This window comes from Catenibacterium sp. CAG:290 (assembly GCF_000437715.1).
In the GTDB taxonomy this organism is placed as follows: Bacteria; Bacillota_I; Bacilli_A; order Erysipelotrichales; family Coprobacillaceae; genus Catenibacterium; species Catenibacterium mitsuoka_A.
Genome location: NZ_FR898855.1, coordinates 1 through 5130 on the forward strand (window position 1 = coordinate 1; position 5130 = coordinate 5130).

3 protein-coding genes are annotated in these 5130 nt (G+C 34.7%); all 3 read right to left on the bottom strand.

Going from position 1 to position 5130, the window contains the following annotated elements:
* A partial coding sequence (locus QVO42_RS08310; protein WP_288164153.1) for a sigma 54-interacting transcriptional regulator occupies positions 1-2594 on the bottom strand: 2594 nt, incomplete at its 3' end.
* Positions 2595-2696: 102 nt separating this feature from the next.
* Positions 2697-3815 (bottom strand): glycoside hydrolase family 172 protein, encoded by a 1119-nt coding sequence (locus QVO42_RS08315; RefSeq protein WP_006506708.1) that lies wholly within the window; start codon positions 3813-3815, stop codon positions 2697-2699.
* On the bottom strand, positions 3799-5130 hold a 1332-nt coding region (locus tag QVO42_RS08320; RefSeq protein ID WP_502685368.1), incomplete at its 5' end, for a glucosidase family protein. The genes QVO42_RS08315 and QVO42_RS08320, both read right to left, overlap by 17 nt.

Below are 5130 nucleotides of genomic sequence, written 5' to 3' on the forward strand. Positions count from 1 at the left end.
CTCAATAATTCATACAATATAGATAATTCATAATTATCTAAATGAATACGGTATTTCTTTTCTACATCCTGGAAAACAATTTTTGAGATACGATAGAATTCTTTTTGTGATGGATTTGTAGGTTCTTCTTCATCATCTATATCATCTGCAGTCATTAGACGTTCAAACATAAATGCGATATGCATATAGAGGTTTAATCTTATATGACCTGACATTTCCATCTTATAGTAATCCTGATAACGATGAAGAATTGTTTCTACATCTTGAATAACGACTGTAGGATTGAGGAACTGTAGTCTGCTGACAATACCTTCAATTGTAAAGAATCTTACAAATTCATTCTTCAATGCTTCAAATTGTTCTGGTGTAACTACACTTCTTAATGCATTCCATAGGTTTTCTTCACCATGGCCATCTAATATATCATAAACACTCAGCCAAGGTGTTGAAATACCATCATGAAGAGGAGATGTTGTCAATATCATAAGAGTCTGATCAAAATTCTTAGATTCATCTTCATTGAGTAAATCTAAAAGTTTCTTATATTCCATTGTCACAAAATCAAGGCCACAGTCACCTAATGTTTTCTTCATGATTTCCTGTATCTTTTCCGCAATACCTACACCGGACATACATGAAATAAGAATATTCTTATTCTTAGATAATCCTTCAAAGAACTGTACATCAAAGCTGTTAATCTTTTTTGTGCTTTCTACAATTTGTTCAAAAGAGCCATGACCTAGCATCTTTAAACCAACATCTAATGCAATAGCAGTAGAAACATTATTAATAATCAATAAATCACCGGATAAGTTATTCTTTATCTTTGAATACATACTGCTTAATGATCCTGTATCTACAAGTAAGATTAATCCTTTACCTTTAGCAGAATGCAGGAGATAGTTCTGTACTTTTTCTACAGTCTGATCAAGTGTTGTATCCATAGGCATATCAATACCTTCCATAATAAAGGTACCACACGCCTGATTAACAACCTTTGCAATACTAGATGCTGTTGTATCACCATGTGCTGCAATGAGCCCATTTAATTCAAGAGATTCACTAATATATTCATGAATAGCTAGCGCAAATAAGAAAGCAAGATTATCTTCTAACTGTAATTCGTACTTCTTTAATTCAATAATAATGCGATTTGCAACATAGAAGGCTCTAGGGCATGATTGTTCAAAATAAGTTTTAAGTTTCCATTCCTGTTCTTTTTCAATATGCATTTCACTGAATGTTATATAAAGTAAATATAATTCTTTACCACAGGAATCATTCATTTTAACACCATAACGAATCAATATATCCTTACAGACCTGCATAAAGAAACGCTGTTCTGTTGATCTAATATAAGTAGGATTGATTTTTCTAAGTATTGCACGAAAATTCAAATAGAGCTGATCTATCTGACTCCACGATGCAGATTCTATCTTGTGAAAAAGATTCATGATTTCTGTATGGTGTTCATCATAATATTCCTGATGAATACATTCTTTAGGCTGATTCCATATAACAGATATTTCCATATTACGTTCAGCCTGGAATCCTACTGTATTAACTGGTATATCTCCACCTGCATGAATCAGTTCTGCTTCAGAAATAAGAAGATCATCTTCTTTACCATGTTTGAAATAAGCTTCTGCACAGCTGACCTGAATCAAGTTTCTTAGTCTACCAATATTACCAGGGAACTTAGAGAAACAAAGCATTTTAACAGCTCCACTAGAAATAGTGAGATTCTTTTTAATCTTTTCTGCTTCTTCTTTATAGAATGTTTCAATGAGTTCTATACGTTCCTGCAAAGGACGTTCAGTAATGTTAGGAATGGTAATCTGTAATGTTATTCTTCTTCTAAATGTTTCTAATAAGACTTCTTGTGGGTTTTCTGTTGTCGCAAATATGAATCTCACATTTGAATGTCTCCATTTAGAATCCCCAAGAGGTCGATATTTACCTGTATCCATAAATACAAATAGTTTTTCCTGGTTTTCAAATGATAAACGATGTACTTCATCTAAGAAAAGATAACCACCATCTGCTTCCTGTAATAAGCCTGTTTTATCAGAATCAGCCCCTGTGAAACTACCTTTCTTATAACCAAGTAATGTAGCAGAAAGAAGTTCAGGGTTATTGGCATAGTCTGCACAGTTTAATACGACAAAAGGTGCTTTTTTATCGATACTCCCTGTCTGTAATGCATGCTTATAAATGAGCTTTGCGATATAGCTTTTACCTACACCACTTTCACCAATAATAAGAATTGGAAGACCATTTGGTGGATAAGAAACAGAGGCTTTACACATTTCTACTATTTTCTTATGACTTCCTGTTGCACCAATCATAGAATCAAATACTTCTGAATCTAATTCTTCTTCGACAGGTGCATTCTGTTCTTCTTTTTCAATATACCAGTAAGTCGGTCTTGTATCTGTTTTCTTTACTTTTCCCTCATCAAAAAGCTGATTTAAATAATGTGTCACAATCTGTCTGCTTAAATGTAGATTGTCTGCAATCTGAGATGTAGGGATATTTTCAGACTCATTTAAGCATTCTTGAAGTGATATATAAACCTTATCTTTTACATCCATCATGATACCTCCTTACTCTTAATTATACCTTGCAGAATGTAAGAAAACAATTTAACTCCTACACGCATGAAAAGGAAGATATAGGGATATCTTCCTGTCAGACTATCTTGGGAGTCTTGCTCTTCTATTTGGGAATTCTTTATCGAATCCTTCTTTATGATCACAATACCAATAAGCGACTGTACAAACATCATCTTGTCTTTCATATAATGAAAGATCATCGTTACCAATCTGTTGTAATGTGACTTTGATGTCTTCATCAAAGGCAATCGGATCTAAAATATGGAATCTGTATAAGCCATGGCGAGGAAGGCTGTCATTACCAAAGGCATGAACAGCATTCAACTTACCTGTTTCAAATCTTTCTCTTGTTTTATCCTTTGTTGAATAGAATGGATAACCTAAGAATAAGTTAGAATATGGTTTAACTGAAGGTCTTCCTAATTCATCTTTCTGATGGAATGCCCAGGCACCACCAAAGTAGTCTTCTGAGCCTGTTGATGAAACTGTTGGATAGTCTTCATCACCATCAAGATAGAACTTAAATTCTCCTTCACCCCACCAATATCTTTCAAGTGCAGTTAAACCAAGGTAAGTACCTACATAGTAGCCTTTACCTTTCACATCATCTAAAATAACATAGTCTTTTGCAAGTTCAGTCTGACGTTCTCTGCGCCAATAAGCATGGAAATATAAACAATTTTCAGGTAAAGCATCAACTTCAGCATAATTAATTGTATAGAAGAATGATGTAATATCTTTTGGATGTTCATTTGTCATTGTAATGACTGCTCTTTTTGCGAATGGCATTTCAAAATAGCTGTTCATTCCTCCAGTAGGATTCACAACGATTGGTAAAGAAGCAACGTCACATCTTTCACCAAAACCATTACAGAAGAAATCACCAATAGGGGCTTCTACTGCAGGTGTATCACTACCATCCCAATAGATTCTTAAGACAACATCTCTCATGACAAAGCTGCCTTTTTCAGTATTTTCACGGATTGTCATCCACATATGTCTAATAATACCTGGACCTTTTATATCCGCAATCACTGTTTCTTCACCCATAGGTAACTTAATGCTTCCACGTCCTTTTCTTGATGGACCTAGGGCACTTGCTTCCATACATGCTTTGCCTTTTTCACCAGTTGGGTTTTCTGGTGATACAGCTCTAGAACGTTCTCCTTTATAAGTCATGATATTACTTAGTAAATTCATAATCTTCTCCTTCCTTTACTGCATGTTGATTGACAGTAATTGAATAATTATTTTTATTGGTAATATGAATGTGCTGATCAGTTACCTTGATATCAAATCTTGATTCACCGATATGGAAATCCTCCCAGAAGAAGTTTCCAATAAATTCCTTAGGATGAATCGTTAAGTGTTTATTTGGTGCATCATAGTTGATTCCTAAGAATTCTGTAATGAACAAGATATAGAAGATACCTGAGGCCCATCCACATTTACCACAGCTGTTCATTCGTGTGACATCTCCAGTAGGTGCCCCTACTTTATAAGGCCACCACCACCAGCTGCCATCTAGATCAGCTAATCTTTCTAATTCTTTAAATCTGCCGTGTTCTCCACTCCAGTTTTCTACATTATCAGCACCATTCAATATTGAAATATATCCAGGAAAAGTGGCTCCAGATTGATTTCCCCACTTAATTCCTCTGCTCAGACAACTATAAGTAGGATTCTCATCACTTGAACTAAATTGTCCATAATGCGTTGTTCTGTCTCCTGCTTCATAGCCATAATAATTCAATAATGTAGTGTCTGATTCTTCACCATCATGCATTCTTAATGTGATAGTACCGTCATGATTCACATCAGTTAAAAACTGAAGTCCTTGATCAAGCATCTCTTTACGATAACATTCATCAGACATATATTCTTTTGTATGTGGATCAAGTGACGCAATACCTTCTAGGAAAATACGATGACCATTTGATTCTACAGTCATATATTTTTCTATATCATTCTTGATTGCATTGGCTTCATTTTCTAATTCAATCGCATATTCTTTCTCATCAAAGATTTCAAGTGCAAGTCTTGATAGGGAACGACATGCACGATATACACAGATGTTTGATCCTGTATGATATGTGCCAAGGGAGTAGGCATCTGAAATCCATATACTGTGGTACAAATGTGGTTCATCTGGATTTCTAGAAGTAATGACTTCATTCAGGATTTCCTTCATCTGTCTATAGAGATCTTCGTTATCTAAAAAGAAATGTTTATCAACAAAATAATCATAATATGCACCAGAAAGAAGAATCACTGATAGAGAATTACTTAATGAATGGAAGATGCCACCTTCAAATTTAGTACCTGGGTATTTGATACCATATTGGGCAAACCATTTTATTGTTTTTTTACATAGGTCTGGTTCAGTCATTGTATAAGGTAGGCTGGAATAATACATATCTTTATTCCATATATGAGGAGTAACGGGGTAAGTGCCCCAATTTGAACCGAGTATTTGATTATACCAATTCATGGCGAAAGCACCGGACGCCTGTTG